This is a genomic window from Xanthomonas chitinilytica, from assembly GCF_026107455.2.
GTDB lineage: Bacteria > Pseudomonadota > Gammaproteobacteria > Xanthomonadales > Xanthomonadaceae > Stenotrophomonas > Stenotrophomonas chitinilytica.
This window is the reverse complement of record NZ_JAPCHY010000002.1, coordinates 31,293-46,660: the sequence shown is the minus strand read 5'-3', so window position 1 is coordinate 46,660 and position 15,368 is coordinate 31,293. Positions and strand designations below refer to the sequence as shown.

The window sequence follows — 15,368 nt, the reverse complement described above, 5'->3', positions numbered from 1 at the left end:
CGCCGCAGCGGGAATGGGGATGCGGTACGGCTTTAGATCTTGCCGACCAGGTCCAGCGACGGCGCGATGGTCTGGGCGCCTTCCTTCCACTTCGCCGGGCACACCTGGTTCGGGTTGGCGGCGACGAACTGGGCGGCCTTCAGCTTGCGCAGGGTCTCGGAGACGTCACGGGCGATGGCGTTGTCGTGGATCTCGAGGGTCTTGATCACGCCTTCCGGGTTGATGATGAAGGTGCCGCGCAGGGCCAGGCCTTCTTCCTCGATGTGCACGCCGAAGGCGCGGGTCAGCTGGTGGGTCGGGTCGCCGACCAGCGGGAACTGGGCCTTGCCCACCGCCGGGGAGGTCTCGTGCCACACCTTGTGCGAGAAGTGGGTGTCGGTGGTGACGATGTAGACCTCGGCACCGGCCTTCTGGAACTCGGCGTAGTTGTCGGCGGCGTCCTCGACCTCGGTCGGGCAGTTGAAGGTGAAGGCGGCCGGCATGAAGATCAGGACCGACCACTTGCCCTTCAGGCTGGCGTCGGTGACCTCGATGAACTCGCCGTTCTGGAAGGCGGTGGTCTTGAACGGCTGGACCTGGGTGTTGATCAGGGACATCGGATTTCCTCTGGGTTGAAGGAGTGGGTGGAGAAGATGGCGGGCAGATTAATAGGCATTGCCTAATTAAACAAATGGATTGAATAGATTGAATTGATAGTTTTTAACTATCGATGAGCCTGTTCAGGCCATTCCGACGCCAGATTTGAGGGCGGATGCGGGCCATCCAAGCCATCAACCTGAACAAAGCTGAATAGAACGATAGATTCGATGGATTTGTGCGCCGCCGCACATATGGATGCTTCCGCTACCCCGCGGTGGGCTGGCGGGCGGCCAGCGCCTATCCTGTCCGGCTGCCGGAGCGCCCCGTTCTTCCACCGTTGGCCCGGCTTCCCGGCCAGACCGTCCTGCGCATCCGCCAGGCCGGCCCACCGCGAAGAGCTTCCGCCCCCGTCCACCTTGCCCGGCCCCGTGCCGCACGAAGGAATCCCGTTGTCCGTGACCACCGTTGCCGAGTTGCTGAAGCAGGGCGCGCAGCGCCTGTCCGGGGACGACGCCCGCCATGAGGCCGAACTGCTGCTGCTGCATGCGCTGGGCTGCGAGCGCGCATGGCTGTTCGCGCACGCCACCGATCCGGTGACGGCTGAGGCGGCCGCGCGCTACGGGGAGCTGCTGTCCGCGCGCACGGCCGGCCGGCCGCTGGCCTACCTGACCGGCCGGCGCGGGTTCTGGACGCTGGACCTGCAGGTGAGCGGCGATACGCTGATCCCGCGTCCGGAAACCGAACTGCTGGTGGAGCAGGCGTTGGCGCGGCTGCCCGCCGACGCGCCGCTGCGGGTGGCCGATCTGGGCACCGGCAGCGGCGCGATCGCGCTGTCCATCGCCAGCGAACGCCCGCTGGCCAGCGTGGTCGCCACCGACCTGCTGGGGCCGACGCTGGCGATGGCGGTGCGCAACGCGCAGGCCCATGCGGTGGACAACGTCTGGTTCCGGCGCGGCAGCTGGTACGCCGCGCTGGGTCGCGACCGTTTCGACATGATCGTCAGCAACCCGCCCTACATCGCCGCCGACGATCCGCACCTGCAGCAGGGCGACCTGCGCTTCGAGCCGGCCGCCGCGCTGGCATCGGGCCGCGACGGGCTCGATGCCATCCGCGAGATCGTGGCCGGCGCGCCGGCGCACCTGGTGCCGGGCGGCTGGCTGCTGCTGGAGCACGGCTGGGACCAGGGCGAGGCGATCCGTGCATTGTTGCGGCAAGCGGGCTTTGCCGAGGTCGCCACGCAGCGCGATCTGGAGGACCGCGACCGGGTGACCCTCGGCCGCTGGCCGGCGACGTAGAGCCGAGCTTGCTCGGCTGCTTTCCCGGGCAATCCCCCCAGCCGAGCAAGCTCGGCTCTACGAAATGGCTCGCGCGTGCAATGCAGTTTTCGCCCCCACACGCGCTCTCCCGGAGAGGGACGCGACCGGGTGACCCTCGGCCACTGGCCGGCGACGTAGAGCCGAGCTTGCTCGGCTGCTTTCCCGGCAATCCCCCAGCCGAGCAAGCTCGGCTCTACGAAATCGCTCGCGCGTGCAATGCGGTTTTCTCCCCCCACACGCGCTCTCCCGGAGAGGACCGCGACCGGGTGACCCTCGGCCGCTGGCCGGCAATGTAGAGCCGAGCTTGCTCGGCTGCTTTCCCGGCAATCCCCCAGCCGAGCAAGCTCGGCTCCACGAAATCGCTCGCGCATACAATGCGGTTTTCGCACCAGGACTGTCGCATGCGCACGCTCTATCCCGAAATCGCCCCCTTCGACGTCGGCTCGCTGCAGGTCGACGACCGCCATACCCTGTATTTCGAGCAGTGCGGCAACCCCGACGGCAAGCCGGTGGTGATGCTGCACGGCGGCCCGGGCGGCGGCTGCAGCGACAAGATGCGGCGTTTCCACGACCCGGCCAAGTACCGGATCATCCTGTTCGACCAGCGCGGCTCCGGGCGCTCGACTCCGCACGCCGATCTGGTGGACAACACCACCTGGGACCTGGTGGCCGACATCGAGAAGCTGCGCGGGAAGCTGGCGATCGACAGGTGGCAGGTATTCGGCGGCAGCTGGGGTTCGACCCTGGCGCTGGCCTATGCGCAGGCCCATCCGCAGCGGGTGACCGAACTGGTGCTGCGCGGCATCTTCATGCTGCGCCGCTGGGAACTGGAGTGGTTCTACCAGGAGGGCGCCAACCGGCTGTTCCCCGACGCCTGGGAGCACTACGTCAACGCGATCCCGGCGGTGGAGCGCCACGACCTGATCTCGGCCTTCCACCGCCGCCTGACCAGCGACGACGAGGCCACCCGGCTGGCTGCGGCCAAGGCCTGGAGCGTGTGGGAAGGCGCCACCAGCTTCCTGCACGTGGACACCGACTTCGTGAACAGCCACGAGGACCCGCAGTTCGCGCTGGCGTTCGCGCGCATCGAGAACCACTACTTCGTCAACGGCGGCTTCTTCGAGGTGGAAGACCAGCTGCTGCGCGACGCGCACCGCATCGCCGACATCCCCGGCGTGATCGTGCACGGCCGCTACGACGTGGTGTGCCCGCTGGCCAACGCCTGGGACCTGCACAAGGCCTGGCCGAAGGCGACGCTGGAAATCACCCCGGCCTCGGGCCACTCCGCGTTCGAGGCCGAGAACGTCGACGCGCTGGTGCGCGCCACCGACCGCTTCGCCGGTTGATTCGCTCACCGGTGATGCGGGCTGCTCGCTGGTGGCGCCGCCCCGCCGAGCTGCCGGTCGGCAGGGCGTTCATGGAGCCGGGCCATGCCCGGCTCGCCGCGCGCGGCGCCGCTTCCTGACGCAGTACTTCCGGGAAGGCTGCGGACTGGAGATCGCTGCAGGCCGGCCTGGCCTTCCTGTTGCCGACCATGGCCCACATCACCTTGGGTACCCGCATCGCCGAACGCATGCCGCACCGGCGCTCGCCGCGGCAGGTGCCGGCCGGGGGCTTCGCTGCCGTTGCGGCGGACATCGCGGCGGTGGCCGTGGCATTGCCGCATGGTGTGGGCAGAGGGGCGCTGCTGCCTGGCCTCGTGGTGCCGAATATGGGCCAGGGTATGCGCTGGATGGCGGTGTGTGGACCGTGGCATGGCAGGGCGTGCCGGCACCGCGGCAGGGCGTGGCCTCGGGCATGGTCGCCACGGCACGGCAGACCACGGTGCGCCGGAGCCGGCGGCGATGGCGATGGCGACCTCTGCCGTAGGCGGCGCGCAGGCCGCCACCGATCCGGAAGCGCTGCAGGGCATGGTCCACGCGCTGCGTACGGCGCGGCGCTGTTCGCGCTGCCCGGCGGGGTCACCGCGCCGGGCCTGCGCCAGCGGCAGGTAGAATTCCCGTCCCCGGACAGCCTGGCCGACGACGCATGATCCGACTGCTGGACCTTCGCCAGACGCTGGACGCCTTCGCCGCCTGCAATGACGACGACGAGGTGTGGGGATCCTTCGGCTGGGTGCATGCCAGCGGCGGGAACCTGCTGGAGGCGCGCTTCTGGCTGCCGCCGGACGAGGAAACCGCGTTCGACGATGACGGCGAGGTGCCGGCCGCGGCGCGCGCGCTGGGCCTGTCGACGTACCTGGAGCCGGCGACCTTCGCCGATGTGCTCGACGTGCAGAAGCGCCAGCGCCCGCTGTCCGTACTGGAGGACTATGCCCGCGCGCTGGAGCATTACGCCGAGTACGATGCCTTCCTGCAGGTGGAGGGCATCGACGAGGCACTGGATGCGGCGCCCGTGGCCGAGCAGGATGCCGCGCGCGCCGCGGGCGTGGGGCCGGGCATCTTCGCTTCGTTCGACCTGGTGCTGGCCGCGTGTCCGGATGGGCAGGTCAAGCTCGTGGCGCAGCGCGCGGCCCGGTTGCTGGAGATTCCCGTGGGCGAGGCCCTGGCCCGTTGCCGCGCGTTGCCGCTGGTGCTCGGCGAGCGCCTGGACCGCAGGCGTGCCGAGGCGATCGATGCCGATTTCGCCGCCCTCGGCGTGCCGCTGCTGGTGCGCGGCTACAAGCCGTTCCCATGGTCGCAAACCCCGGCGCTGCCGGCACGCAGCGCGGGCATCATTCCAGCGCCAGCAACGCCGGCTGCAGCGCCGTGAAAATCCGGGCCAGGCGCCCGGCCCAGGCCTGCTGCCCGGCGGCATCGGCGATCAGGTCCTGGCGGATCTCCAGTTCCACGTGCACCAGGCCGCGGCCTTCGCCATGCACCGGCACGGCGTAGTCGCTGCTGCTGCTCACCGAATACGGCTCGTTGTCGCCCACCACCAGGTCGCCTTCATCGCGCAGTGCCTGCAGCAGCGCATGCGCGAAGCGCGTATCGCGGTGATACAGCACGCCGGCATGCCAGGGCCGCTGCACGCCGTTCATCGCCGGGGTGAAGCTGTGCATCATCACCAGCAGCGTTGGCCGCCCGGCATCGCGCCGTGCATCCAGTTCGGCCCCGATGCGCGCATGGTACGGCGCATGGATCGTATCGATGCGCTGTTGGCGCTGCCTGGCCGACAGGCCGGCATTGCCCGGCACCACGGTGTGGTCGCTCACCTCCGGAATCAACGTCGGCGAGGCCAGCGGACGGTTGCAGTCGATCAGCAGCCGCGAATACGTCTGCTCGATCGCCCATGCGTCCAGCTCCCGCGACAGGGCATGGGTGGTGCCGGCAATGCCGATGTCCCAGCCGATGTGGCGGTCCAGCTCGGCCTGCGGCAGGCCCAGGCCGGCCAGCGCGCGGGGAACCTGCTGGCCGGCATGATCGGCCAGCAGCACGAACGGCGATGCACCCTGCTGCCGGTGGATGCCGTAGACCGCCGGGTCGTCCTCGCCAAGCAGCGGCGGCAGGACGTGCAGGTCGGCGTCAGCCACGCGGGGTGCCGTCCAGGTGGTGTTCGATCATCCACAGCCCGGCCCACAGCTTGGCGTCCAGCTCGTAGCCTTCGCCCATCTTCTCCACCAGCCAGGCCGCCGCGCGCGCGCGCGCGATGGCATGCACGGTGATGTCCTCGCTGGCATCGCCGCCGCCGGCACCGACCTTGCGCAGGCCGGTGGCGCGGACGAAGGCGACCTTCTCGCTGCTGGCGCCGGACGAGGTGGGGCCGATCATCAGCACTTCGGCGTGCTCGGCGCTCCAGCCGGTTTCCTCTTCCAGTTCGCGGATGGCCGACGCCTCGATCGACTCGCCGGCCTCGATGTCGCCGACCAGCCCGGCCGGCATCTCGATGGTGGGCGCCTGCAGCGGCACCCGGAACTGCTCGACGAACAGCACCTCGTCGTCCGGGGTCACCGCGACGATGATCGCGGCCAGGCCGCCGGCGTGGGTGCGTTCGCTGTACTCCCAGGTGCCGCGCACGACCATGCGCTGGTACTTGCCTTCGTAGACGACCTTCGGTGGAGCGGTGTTGTGGGTCATGGGAATGTCGCGGGAGGGGAAGGGGATTCGATGCCGGCCGCGGCCAGCAGCCGGCGCCGGGTCAGCGGGCCGAAGCGCAGCGCCTCGCACAGGCCACCGAGCATGTCGGCGTCGGCCGGCGCGCGCGCGAACTGCGGCGACGCCGCCTGCAGCGGCGCGTCGAGCGCGATCGTGGTCAGCTGCCGCCACAGCAACGCGTGCTCGCGCTGCTCGCGCAGGCGCGTGGCCATCTGCGCGGCGCCGCGCAGGCGCAGGAACGGGATCTCGTCGATCCGCTCGAGCATCGCGTCGAGGCTGCCGAAGTGCGCCAGCAGCACCGCCGCCGACTTGGCGCCGATGCCGGTTACGCCGGGGATGTTGTCCACCGCGTCGCCGCACAGCGCCAGGTAGTCGGCGATCTGGTGTGCGTGCACGCCGTGCCGCGCCTTGACCCCGGCCATGCCCCAGCGCTGGTTGCGGGCGTAGTCCCACTGCTCGTCGTGTTCGTACAGCAGCTGCGACAGGTCCTTGTCGGCAGAGACGATCACGCCGCGGAAACCGGCGTCGCGGTGTGCGTGCAGGGCGCTGCCGATCAGGTCGTCGGCCTCGTATTCGTGGTGGGCCAGCACGCCCAGCCCGAGCGCCGCGCACAGCGCCTTGCAATGCGCGAACTGGCGGCGCAGCTCTTCCGGCGCGGGGTCGCGGTTGGCCTTGTAGGCGGCGTACAGGCGATGGCGGAAGCAGCTGTCCAGCGCTTCGTCGAAGGCGATGGCGATGTGCCGCGGGCGCTCGCGTTCGAGCAGGTCCAGCAGGAAGCGGGCGAAGCCGTGCACGGCGTTGGTCGGCCAGCCCTGGGCGTCGTGGAACTGGTCGGGCATCGAATGCCAGGCGCGGAACACGTACAGGCTGGCGTCGACCAGGTAGAGCGGGGTCATGATCGGCGCCTTCCGTCTTCGGCCAGCGCCAGGCGTTCGTGGCCGCGGCCGGCAGAGTGCCGGTGGCCGGGAGCGACTGACGAGACCGTTGCCGTCGCCCCCGCGCAGGCGGGGGGGCGGCGACTTTCGCCCGGGGCAAGCCAGGGCACCGGATGCCCGGGACTTCGCGCGGCCATGAAGCCTCTTCCGCCCGCCCGGGGATGACGGGTTCTGCGTGACGCCCTAGGCACGCTCGCCCACCCAGTCCTGCAGCAGCGCCGCCGGGTCCGGGCGCGGCCGCTCGGGCGCTTCGGCCAGGGGCGTGCCGATATGGATGAAGCCGGCCACGCGTTCGTGTTCGCCCAGGCCGAGGTGACGTGCGACCTCGGGGTCGTAGGCCATCCATGCGGTCAGCCATTGCGCGCCGAAGCCGTGTGCCTGCGCGGCCTGCAGCAGGGCGAAGCAGACGCAGCCGGCGGTGAGCAGCTGTTCCTGCTCGGGCACCTTGTGCCCGGGCTGCAGGCGCGCGACCACGGCGATGATCAGCGGCGCGTGCGAGAAGCGCTGGCGGTCCTTCTCGACCGCAGCCTCGGCCGCCTGCGGGTCGCGCTCGCGGCTGCGACGGGCCAGGAACTCGCCCAGCGCATGGCGGGCATCGCCGCGCAGGCGCAGGAACCGGAACGGGACCAGCTTGCCGTGGTCGGGTACGCGCACCGCCGAACCCAGCATCCGCAGCAGGGTGGCGTCGTCGGGGGCTGGTTCGCCCAGTTGCAGGGCCGGTACCGAACGGCGTTGATCCAGCGCCTGCAACGAATAAGGTGTGGGCATGGTCACGAATGGGAATCGGGGCGTCCGGATTATAGACGTCGCCCCCCGGTGGCCGTGCCGTGGCATGGGCCGGCGGTGCGCTGCGGCGAAATGCCGCGGTCGCTCGCTTCGCAGGCCCGCTACGCTTACGATACAAGGCCTGCCGGGCTACCGGTAACGAGGTTCAAAGTGCGGACTGCATCACTGTCCCTGTTCAGCTTCAACGCCTACCATGCACGGGCGGAAACAGGGGCCGCGTCTGCGTTTTCTCCATTGTTTGCCTACACAGCGCCTGCGAAGGCGGGGATCTTTCGCGCATGATGTCCAACCCCAATCCGGCCGGTCACGCCAGCCGCGACCAGCGTTTGCTGACACTCGCGCGCGATGCCGCGTTGCCGGTGCTGGGGCAGTCGTTCGCGACGGTGCTGGCCCGCTTCGACGACGTCCTGTTCGACCGTGCCGAAAGCGCCGGTGCTTCGCAGCTGTTGTTCCTCGACGGCATGCGCGAACTGCGCCGCCGCCGCGACGAGATCGCCACCCGCTTCCGCTCGCACCTGGAACTGGCATGGGCCGCGCTGGAAGCGGGCACGCCGCTGTCGGCCGAGGCCGCGCTGTCCGGCCAGGTGGGCGGTGGCCTGAGCCTGGTGCCGGAGCACGTGCTCGAATCGCGGTTGGCGGTGCGCAACCTGGCCACCGTGCTGCTGCGCGACTGGAAATCGGTGCTGGCGCGGATCGACCGCCGCCTGGGCTGGATCGCCGGCGGCCTGGAACTGGATGCCGACAGCAATCCCATCGGTCCCGAACACGTCGGCGTGGCCATCCACGAGGCCTTCGCCACCAGCGACCTGGCGCCGGAAGTGCGCCTGGTGCTGATCAAGCTGTGCGAGCGCGACCTGGCTGCCGGCATCGGCAAGCTGTACGAGGACCTGGACGAGCGTCTGGCGCAGGCCGGGGTGATGCCGGAGATCGCCCGCCCGCCGCGGACGCCGCCGCGCCCCAAGCCGGCGCGTTCGTCGGCCGGGGACGATTCCGCGTTCGCCGACGAGGCGGGCGACCAGTACGACGAACGCCATGCGCCGGCATGGGCGCAGCGCTTCGTCGACCGCTGGGCCGAAAGCCGGGGACGGATGCAGTCCGGGGCGGCTGGGGACCTCGCCCAGGACGCCGCCGGTGGCAGCCAGGGCATGCTGCTGGAAGCGCTGCACGAATTGCTGGCGCAGACCCGCAACGTGCGCGAGGACGCCACCTCCGCCGCCTCGGCGGCGGTAGGCCAGCAGCGGCCGCTGAGCCAGCGCGAGATGATGTCGGTGCTGTCGCTGCTGCAGGCCACGCCCAGCGCGACCCTGCGCGCGGCGATCGGCGAGGACGGCGAGTCGCTGGCGCAGCGGCTCAAGAGCGAGGTGCTGTCCGGCGCCACCCAACTCGGGGTGGAACCTTCCAGCGCTCGCCTCGATCCGCAGGACGAGGACGCGATCGACCTGGTCGGCATGCTGTTCGACGTGATGCTGGACGAGCGCGACCTGGAAGGACGCTCGCGCGAACTGATCGGGCGGCTGGTGGTGCCGTTCGTCAAGGTCGCGCTGCTGGACCGGCGCATGTTCGTGCAGAAGACCCACCCGGCGCGCAAGCTGCTCAATTCGCTGGCCGAGGCCTGCGAGGGCAATACCGGCGACAGCCCGGCCGAGCGCGTGCTGATGGGCAAGGTCGAGGAGATCATCGAGCGGCTGGTGGCCGAGTTCAACGAGAACCTGGCGATCTTCCTGACCCTGGAAGAGGAATTCCGCGATTTCCTGGCCCAGCACCGGCGCCGGATCGAGATCGCCGAGCGCCGCGCCGCCGAGACCCAGCGTGGCCAGGAGAAGCTGGAACTGGCGCGCACCCGCGCCGCCGGCGAACTGGAAGCGCGCGTGGGCGATATCGCGTTGCCGAAGGCGATCGAGGATTTCCTGCGGCAACCGTGGATCCACCACCTGACCCTGACCCTGCTGCGCGAGGGCGATGACGGCGCAGGCATCCAGGAAGCGCTGGCCTTGGCCGATGGCATGCTCGATGAAGTGGCCGAGGCACGCCGCCACATCGTCGGCAAGCCGTGGTTGCAGGCCTGGCAGCCGGCACTGAGGCGGGTGTTCGCCAGCGTCGGCCTGCATGGCGACGCCAGCACCGTGGCCATCGACGCATTGCACGACACGCTGCAGTCGATCGCCGAGGCGCGGCCGGAGCTGGAGCGCGCGTTGCCGGAGCTGCCGCAGGTGGTGTTGCCGGCGCCGCCGGCCGAGGTGCCGGCGGTGGAACTGGCTGGCGCCGCCGATGCCAGCGATTTCGACAATGCCGACGCCGACCGCTTCCGCGGCATGGAAGTGGGCACCTGGCTGGATTTCGTCGACAAGGACGGCAAGGTCCAGGCCGGCAAGCTGTCGTGGGTCAGCCCGATTTCCGCACGGCTGCTGTTCGTCAATCGCCGCGGCGTGCGCTTCTGCGTCGCCTCGCCGGAGGAACTGGCGGTGATGGTGCGGCTGGGACGGCTGCGCAACCACGTCGACGACGGCGCATTCGACAGCGCCATGCAGGGCGTGATCGACCGCCTGGATCCGCAGGCGCCGACCACCGTGCACTGAGGCGCACGGGCGCAGAGCGGCTTTGCTACGATCCGGACGACAGGACCGCTGATCGTCGGGGACATGCATGGCCGTGGAAGTGCTGGTGGTGAAGGAAGCGGCCGCGGGAGAGCGGCGCGTGGCAGCCACGCCGGAAACGGCCAGGAAGCTGACCGCACTCGGGGCCCATGTGTGGTTCGAGCTGGGCGCCGGCAGTGCTGCCGGTTTCACCGACCCCGCCTATCTGGAAGCCGGTGCGCATCCGGCCACCGCCACCACGCCGACGCAGGCCGACCTGGTGCTGTGCGTGCAGCCGCCCGCGGCGGCGTCCATCGGTGGCCTCAAGCCCGGCGCCACGCTGGTCGGCATGCTGCATCCGCAGGCCGACGCCGCGCGCGCCGAGGCGCTGCGCGCGCAGGGCATCGTCGCCTTTCCGCTGGAACGGTTGCCGCGCACCACGCGCGCGCAGTCGATGGATGTGCTCAGCTCGCAGGCGGGCATGGCCGGCTACAAGGCCACGCTGATCGCCGCGCAGCTGGCGCCGCGCTTCTTCCCGATGCTGACCACCGCCGCCGGCACCATCCGCCCGTCGAAGGTGCTGGTGATCGGCGCCGGTGTCGCCGGCCTGCAGGCCATCGCCACCGCGCGGCGGCTGGGGGCGCAGGTGGAAGGCTTCGACGTGCGTCCGGAAACCCGCGAGCAGATCGAATCGCTGGGCGGCAAGTTCCTCGACCTGGGGGTCAGCGCCGCCGGCGAAGGCGGTTACGCGCGCCAGCTCACCGCCGAGGAACTGGCCGAGCAGCAGCGCCGGCTGGGCGAGCACCTGAAGTCGGTGGACGTGATCGTCACCACCGCCGCGGTGCCGGGACGGCCGGCGCCGAAGATCGTCACCGCGGCGATGGTGGCCGGGATGAAGCCCGGCAGCGTGATCGTCGACCTGGCGGCCGAGACCGGCGGCAACTGCGAGGCCACCCGTCCCGGCGAAACCGTGGACGTGGGCGGCGTGACCGTGGCCGGGCCGCTGGACCTGGCCAGCATGGGCGCGGTGCACGCCAGCGAGATGTACGCACGCAACGTGCTCAACTTCGTCGCGCTGTTCCTGAAGGACGGAACGCTGGAGTTCGACTGGGACGACGAACTGCTGGCACGCACCCGCTGGTCGGCCGAGGCCGGCTGAGCGCCGGACATTCCCTGCAATCCCGCCTGTCGGGATCCCGGTGAGCGTCATCGCGACGGAGGCTCCGGGGCAGCGGCCAATCGCCGCTGGCTTCCATGGGAGGTCCTGCCGGAGGCGGGGGCGGGGCTGCGCTCGCCGGTGGCCGAAGCAGGGCAACGTAACGGATGCCGCAAGTTGCCGAAGGCTCGCTCAGTGATTGCCGAAGGCGCCCAGGCCGTTCCCTGCCGGGAACCCGGCTTCAGCGCGCCGGCGCGGCCTGGCCGCGATGCCGTTCCACCCAGTCCTTGCGCTGCTGTGGCGTCATCTGCCGCCATTGCTGCCGCAGCTGCTCGCGCTGCGCCGGCGTCATCTGCCGCATCTGCTGGAACAGCACGCGGGTCTGCTCGCGCTGCTGCGGCGACATGTTCTCGAACCGGTGCATGCCGGTACGCGCCTGCTGGCGTTGTTCCGGCGTCAGCGCCTGCCAGCGCGTGGCGCGTTCGTACATGCGCTGGCGTTGTTCCGGCGGCGCGGCGTTCCAGCGCTCGCGGGTGGGCGCAAGCAGTGCGTCGCGCTGCTGCGCGCTGAGTTTTTCCCATTCCGGCAGGGGCGACTGCTGGGCGGCGAGCGGGGTGCTGGCGCAGGCCAGCAGCAGGATCAGGGCCAATTGCGGTTTCATGGTCGTCATTCCATCGCCAGGGCGTTGTCCGAACCCAGCCACAGGTACAGCTCCGGGGTTTCGTCCAGCAGCATGGCATCGTCGTCCAGCAGCGAAGCCAGCACCGCCTCGTCGCCGGGAAGCGGCAACTCGGGGCGGAGCGTGGCGAAGTTCAGGCCCAGCGCCACCGCCAGCACCGCCGAACAGGCGGTAGCCAGCAGCCAGCCGCGGCGGTGCCGGCGCGAGGGCGTTGCCGTACGGCCGGCCCGTTGCCGGGCGGCGCGCAGGCGCGCCAGGGTGGCCGGCGAGATCGAGGCCACCGCGTCGGCGTGCAGCTGCCGCAGGGAATGGTCGAGCGCATCGGGGGACGGGGGACGGTGGTTCACCGGGGAGCCTCCAGTTGTTTCTGCAGTGCGTCGCGCGCGCGCGACAGGTGGGTCTTGACCGAGCCTTCCGAACAGCCCATCGCCTTGGCGGTGGTGGCCACGTCCAGTTCCTGCAGCACCCGCAGGGTGAAGGCTTCGCGCTGCCGGGCCGGGAGCTGGCGCAGCGCCTGCACCAGCCGCTGGTAGTCCTCGCGCTGCTCGTGCTGCTGCGCGGGGCCGGCGTTCGAGTCGGCCCAGTCGATGGCGCTGTCCTGGTCCTGTTGTTCCTGCGGTGCCCAGAATTTCAGGCGGAAGCCGCGGCGCCGCTGCAGGTCGATGATGCGCCGGCGCAGGATGCTCCAGAACAGCGGCGTCCATTCCTCCGGCGGCTGCCCGCGGTAGCCGAGCATGCGTTCCATCGTGTCCTGCACCGCGTCCAGCGCGTCCTCGCGCTGGCGCAGCCCGGCTTCGGCGAAGCGGAACGCGCGCGGCCCGATGCCGGCCAGGAACGCGTCCAGCGACGCCGGCGCCGCGGGCGTGGCGGGAGGACTGTCGGTTTGCAAGGGGGAACTCACCAGCACAGCTTAGCGGCCTGATCCGTGACAACCACAGTAAACGCACGGTGGCGCGATCGGTTGACAGCCGGGGGCGTCGCGCGGATTCAGCCGGCGGTTATGATGCGGGGCAGGCGGTCCCGGCCTTGGGGAGTGACGGCAATGAACGACGGTTTCGTGGCGTTGTACATCTTCATGCTGGCGGCGATCGCCGGCCACGTGATCATCTCGCGGGTGCCGGTGATCCTGCACACGCCGCTGATGTCCGGTTCCAACTTCATCCACGGCATCGTGCTGATCGGCGCGATGGTGGTGCTGGGCCACGCCGACACCACGCTGGAGAAGGCCATCGGCTTCGTCGCGGTGCTGCTGGGAGCGGGCAATGCCGCCGGCGGCTACGTGGTCACCGAGCGGATGCTGGAGATGTTCAAGTCCAGCAAGAAGCCGGGCAAGGCGGAGGACAAGGCTTGAACGTGTCCACCACCGCATTGCTGTCCTGGCTGGTCGGCACCAGCTACCTGGTTGCCGCCACCCTGTTCCTGCTCGGCCTGCAGCGCATGGCCTCGCCGCTGACCGCGCGCAGCGGCATCCGCTGGGCCGGGCTGGGCATGCTGATCGCCACCGCGGCTACGTTCTTCCTGCCGGGGCTGCACAACATCGCGCTGATCCTGGTGGCGCTGGTGATCGGCGTCGCGGCGGCCTGGCTGTCGGCCAGGAAGGTCGCCATCACCGACATGCCGCAGATGGTGGCGCTGTACAACGGCATGGGCGGCGGTTCGGCCGCGGCCATCGGTGCGGTGGAACTGCTGCGCTTCTCGTTCCTGGCCAACCGCGACACTTCCCACTGGAGCGGGCAGGCCATCGCCGACCTGGCCGCGCGCCAGCCCTCGGCCACGGTGCTGGTGCTGGCGGTGATCGGCTCGGCGATCGGTGCGGTGGCGCTGTCCGGTTCGATCGTCGCCTGGGCCAAGCTCGACGGCCGGCTCGACAAGCGCGTCAGCTTCCCCGGGCAGCAGGCGTTCAACCTGCTGGTGGCGGTGGCGATGGCGGCACTCGGTATCTGGGCGGGGGTGACGCTGGACCCGGTGGCGATCATCGCGTTCTTCGTGGTGGCGCTGGCGCTGGGCGTGCTGATGACGCTGCCGATCGGCGGTGCCGACATGCCGGTGGTGATCTCGCTGTACAACGCCTTCACCGGGCTGGCGGTGGCCTTCGAGGGCTACGTGCTGGGCAACGAGGCGCTGATCATCGCCGGCATGATGGTCGGTGCGGCCGGCATCCTGCTGACCCGGTTGATGGCCAAGGCGATGAACCGGCCGATCAGCGGCGTGCTGTTCTCCAACTTCGGCGGGGGCGGCCAGGCGCAGGAGATCAGCGGGTCGCAGAAGCCGATCGAGGCCGGCGACGTGGCGGCGATGATGGCCTTCGCCGAGCGCGTGGTGATCGTGCCCGGCTACGGCATGGCGGTGGCCCAGGCCCAGCACAAGATATGGGAGCTGGCGCAGCGGTTGATCGAGCGCGGGGTCAAGGTGAAGTTCGCGATCCACCCGGTGGCCGGACGCATGCCCGGGCACATGAACGTGCTGCTGGCCGAGGCCGGCGTGCCCTACGACCTGATCGCCGACATGGACGACATCAACCCCGAGTTCGCCAGCACCGACGTGTCGCTGGTGATCGGCGCCAACGACGTGGTCAACCCGGTGGCGAAGACCGATCCGGCCAGCCCGATCTACGGCATGCCGATCCTGGACGTGGTGAACTCGAAGAACACCATCGTCATCAAGCGCGGCAAGGGCACCGGTTTCGCCGGTATCGAGAACGCGCTGTTCTACGCCGACAACACGCGGATGCTCTATGGCGATGGCGCCGAGGCGGCGGGCGCGCTGGTCAGCGAGCTGAAGGCGCTGGACGGCGGCCACTGAGCGCGGCGGCGCGGCACCGCACCCGAAGGGACCGGGCAGCGCGTTTCAGCGCGCGCAGCGCCAGGCCACCAGCAGGCCCAGCGCCAGCCACAGCAGTTCGCCGGCACCGTTGGCCAGGCCGGTCAGGGTCCAGGCCAGGTTCGGGCCCAGCCGCAACGCCGATTGCCACGGGTCCAGCCCCACCATCCCGCCGATATGGGCGGCGATGATGAACCAGTTGGCGACCAGCGCGATCAGCACGGTGGCGACCAGTGCCAGCGCGACGCGGGCGCGGCCGGCCGGCAGCGTGCCCAGGCGCAGCATCCACGCCGTTTCCAGCCCGGCGGCGATCGCCATCCAGCCGGCCTGGCCGCGGGTGCCCAGCGCTACCAGCAACCAGGCGATGGTGATCGTCACGCTCCCCAGCAGCAACAGCAGGGGCCAGAGCCAGTGCGCAGTGCTGGCCGAAGCGGAATTGGGGGGCATCGGG

At 70.3% G+C, this 15,368-nt stretch carries 16 protein-coding genes; 7 read left to right on the top strand and 9 right to left on the bottom strand.

The genetic code is table 11. The features are described from left to right. Positions 1 to 32: 32 nt before the first annotated feature. Positions 33 to 596, bottom strand: coding sequence for an alkyl hydroperoxide reductase subunit C (gene ahpC / locus OK345_RS02345; RefSeq protein ID WP_265126302.1), 564 nt, complete (start codon positions 594 to 596; stop codon positions 33 to 35). 438 nt (positions 597 to 1,034) lie between these two features. Between ahpC and prmC the strand changes: the two genes are divergently transcribed. The 3 genes from prmC (at position 1,035) to OK345_RS02330 (ending at position 4,646) form a co-directional block, all read left to right on the top strand. Further along, complete coding sequence (gene prmC, locus OK345_RS02340) at positions 1,035 to 1,874, top strand: peptide chain release factor N(5)-glutamine methyltransferase (RefSeq protein WP_265126301.1); 840 nt, start codon at positions 1,035 to 1,037, stop codon at positions 1,872 to 1,874. 422 nt (positions 1,875 to 2,296) lie between these two features. Then, positions 2,297 to 3,241, top strand: a complete 945-nt coding sequence (gene pip / locus OK345_RS02335; protein WP_265126300.1) for a prolyl aminopeptidase — start codon at positions 2,297 to 2,299, stop codon at positions 3,239 to 3,241. Positions 3,242 to 3,923: 682 nt separating this feature from the next. Then, complete coding sequence (locus OK345_RS02330) at positions 3,924 to 4,646, top strand: DUF7716 domain-containing protein (protein ID WP_265126299.1); 723 nt, start codon at positions 3,924 to 3,926, stop codon at positions 4,644 to 4,646. Here the strand turns inward: OK345_RS02330 and OK345_RS02325 are convergent. From OK345_RS02325 to OK345_RS02310, 4 genes are all read right to left on the bottom strand, one after another. Next, positions 4,609 to 5,406: an N-formylglutamate amidohydrolase gene (locus tag OK345_RS02325; protein ID WP_265126298.1), complete on the bottom strand. Its 798-nt coding sequence runs from the start codon at positions 5,404 to 5,406 to the stop codon at positions 4,609 to 4,611. The two genes, OK345_RS02330 and OK345_RS02325, sit on opposite strands and share 38 nt — an antisense overlap. Continuing rightward, positions 5,399 to 5,950: an NUDIX hydrolase gene (locus tag OK345_RS02320; protein WP_265126297.1), complete on the bottom strand. Its 552-nt coding sequence runs from the start codon at positions 5,948 to 5,950 to the stop codon at positions 5,399 to 5,401. Before OK345_RS02320 ends, OK345_RS02325 begins: the two co-directional genes overlap by 8 nt. Continuing rightward, entirely contained in the window at positions 5,947 to 6,864 is a 918-nt protein-coding gene (locus OK345_RS02315; RefSeq protein WP_265126296.1) for a 5'-3' exonuclease, read from the bottom strand. The genes OK345_RS02320 and OK345_RS02315 overlap by 4 nt, the downstream gene beginning before the upstream one ends. Positions 6,865 to 7,086: 222 nt before the next feature. Further along, entirely contained in the window at positions 7,087 to 7,671 is a 585-nt protein-coding gene (locus OK345_RS02310) for a nitroreductase family protein (protein WP_265126599.1), read from the bottom strand. A gap of 296 nt (positions 7,672 to 7,967) precedes the next feature. On the opposite strand from OK345_RS02310, the gene pacR reads away from it, so the two are divergent. Both pacR and OK345_RS02300 read left to right on the top strand, forming a co-directional pair. Continuing rightward, positions 7,968 to 10,265 carry a PacR family protein gene (gene pacR / locus OK345_RS02305; RefSeq protein ID WP_265126295.1) on the top strand — a complete coding sequence of 766 codons (2,298 nt, stop codon included), beginning with the start codon at positions 7,968 to 7,970 and terminating at the stop codon, positions 10,263 to 10,265. A gap of 67 nt (positions 10,266 to 10,332) precedes the next feature. Continuing rightward, entirely contained in the window at positions 10,333 to 11,421 is a 1,089-nt protein-coding gene (locus tag OK345_RS02300) for an NAD(P) transhydrogenase subunit alpha (protein ID WP_265126294.1), read from the top strand. Positions 11,422 to 11,659: 238 nt separating this feature from the next. Here OK345_RS02300 and OK345_RS02295 read toward each other — a convergent pair whose 3' ends face one another. From OK345_RS02295 to OK345_RS02285, 3 genes are read right to left on the bottom strand one after another with little or no spacing between them, the layout of a single operon-like run. After that, positions 11,660 to 12,079, bottom strand: a complete 420-nt coding sequence (locus tag OK345_RS02295; protein ID WP_265126293.1) for a DUF3106 domain-containing protein — start codon at positions 12,077 to 12,079, stop codon at positions 11,660 to 11,662. Between the two features lie 5 nt (positions 12,080 to 12,084). After that, a complete protein-coding gene (locus OK345_RS02290; RefSeq protein ID WP_265126292.1) occupies positions 12,085 to 12,444 on the bottom strand; it encodes a hypothetical protein in 360 nt (119 codons plus the stop codon). Next, on the bottom strand, positions 12,441 to 13,004 hold the full coding sequence (locus OK345_RS02285) for an RNA polymerase sigma factor (protein WP_265126291.1): 564 nt from the start codon (positions 13,002 to 13,004) through the stop codon (positions 12,441 to 12,443). The genes OK345_RS02290 and OK345_RS02285 overlap by 4 nt, the downstream gene beginning before the upstream one ends. A 135-nt stretch (positions 13,005 to 13,139) precedes the next feature. On the opposite strand from OK345_RS02285, the gene OK345_RS02280 reads away from it, so the two are divergent. Then, positions 13,140 to 13,448 (top strand): NAD(P) transhydrogenase subunit alpha part 2, encoded by a 309-nt coding sequence (locus tag OK345_RS02280; RefSeq protein ID WP_265126290.1) that lies wholly within the window; start codon positions 13,140 to 13,142, stop codon positions 13,446 to 13,448. Further along, positions 13,445 to 14,899 carry an NAD(P)(+) transhydrogenase (Re/Si-specific) subunit beta gene (locus OK345_RS02275; RefSeq protein WP_265126289.1) on the top strand — a complete coding sequence of 485 codons (1,455 nt, stop codon included), beginning with the start codon at positions 13,445 to 13,447 and terminating at the stop codon, positions 14,897 to 14,899. Before OK345_RS02280 ends, OK345_RS02275 begins: the two co-directional genes overlap by 4 nt. A gap of 45 nt (positions 14,900 to 14,944) precedes the next feature. Here the strand turns inward: OK345_RS02275 and OK345_RS02270 are convergent, their stop codons facing one another. Beyond that, positions 14,945 to 15,364 carry a hypothetical protein gene (locus tag OK345_RS02270; protein WP_265126288.1) on the bottom strand — a complete coding sequence of 140 codons (420 nt, stop codon included), beginning with the start codon at positions 15,362 to 15,364 and terminating at the stop codon, positions 14,945 to 14,947. Positions 15,365 to 15,368 lie beyond the last annotated feature (4 nt).

Coding starts and splice junctions, on each gene's coding strand:
- OK345_RS02315 (WP_265126296.1), bottom strand. CDS start 6,864: ATGACCCCGCTCTACCTGGTCGACGCCAGCCTGTACGTGTTCCGCGCC.
- OK345_RS02300 (WP_265126294.1), top strand. CDS start 10,333: ATGGCCGTGGAAGTGCTGGTGGTGAAGGAAGCGGCCGCGGGAGAGCGG.
- pacR (WP_265126295.1), top strand. CDS start 7,968: ATGATGTCCAACCCCAATCCGGCCGGTCACGCCAGCCGCGACCAGCGT.
- OK345_RS02280 (WP_265126290.1), top strand. CDS start 13,140: ATGAACGACGGTTTCGTGGCGTTGTACATCTTCATGCTGGCGGCGATC.
- OK345_RS02270 (WP_265126288.1), bottom strand. CDS start 15,364: ATGCCCCCCAATTCCGCTTCGGCCAGCACTGCGCACTGGCTCTGGCCC.
- OK345_RS02310 (WP_265126599.1), bottom strand. CDS start 7,671: ATGCCCACACCTTATTCGTTGCAGGCGCTGGATCAACGCCGTTCGGTA.
- OK345_RS02330 (WP_265126299.1), top strand. CDS start 3,924: ATGATCCGACTGCTGGACCTTCGCCAGACGCTGGACGCCTTCGCCGCC.
- OK345_RS02295 (WP_265126293.1), bottom strand. CDS start 12,079: ATGAAACCGCAATTGGCCCTGATCCTGCTGCTGGCCTGCGCCAGCACC.
- ahpC (WP_265126302.1), bottom strand. CDS start 596: ATGTCCCTGATCAACACCCAGGTCCAGCCGTTCAAGACCACCGCCTTC.
- pip (WP_265126300.1), top strand. CDS start 2,297: ATGCGCACGCTCTATCCCGAAATCGCCCCCTTCGACGTCGGCTCGCTG.
- OK345_RS02320 (WP_265126297.1), bottom strand. CDS start 5,950: ATGACCCACAACACCGCTCCACCGAAGGTCGTCTACGAAGGCAAGTAC.